Consider the following 608-nt stretch of genomic DNA (forward strand, 5'->3'; position numbering starts at 1 on the left):
GCTCATATCCGCCTGTTCGGGCACGGGTTCGTCGGGCAGACGGTCCGTGCCGCCCGGTCGATCATCGCCCGGGCGGAACAGCTGGACCGGTGAGGTCACTTCAAGGAGATCTCCACCGGGTCGGAGAACAGTCCGCCGGCGAAGGTCAGCTTGTTCGGGTCAGCGTCTTCGGGCACATCGAAGACGAGCGCACCCTCGGCGGTGTTTCCGGGGTTGATCTCTTCGAGGAAGAGGATGTTGTTCTCGGTCGCATAGATGCCGGCTTCTGAATCCGCAGAGTAGGTGTTGCCGTCCTCATCACCGAGTTTGATGTCGTCTTCGAAGAAGAAGTTCGGATCCGATCCGGTGTTCTTCACCGACAGTTCGATCTGGACGAACTGTCCCTGTGCCTGGGCGTTGAGGAATTCGTCGCCGACCTGTGAGACACCATCGTCGACCTTGGCGACGGTGATCTCCCAATCATCGGCAGCCACGGTGTCTCCGATACCGTACGAAGCTTCTTCGGCAGGCTTGTCCGCGGCTTCCTTCTCAGCGGCCTCATTCTCCGCAGGCTCCCCCGAGTGTTGAGCGTCGGATGGGACTGCCGCACGAACAGGTGACAGTTTGAC

1 protein-coding gene is annotated in these 608 nt (G+C 60.5%); it reads right to left on the bottom strand.

Translation table 11 applies throughout. The annotated features are described in order from the left end of the window. Nucleotides 1–95 precede the first annotated feature (95 nt). A partial coding sequence (locus IG178_RS24425; RefSeq protein ID WP_193215204.1) for a DUF4352 domain-containing protein occupies nucleotides 96–608 on the bottom strand: 513 nt, incomplete at its 5' end.

This window comes from Neoluteolibacter marinus (genome assembly GCF_014904755.1).
Taxonomy (GTDB): Bacteria; Verrucomicrobiota; Verrucomicrobiia; order Verrucomicrobiales; family Akkermansiaceae; genus Haloferula; species Haloferula marina.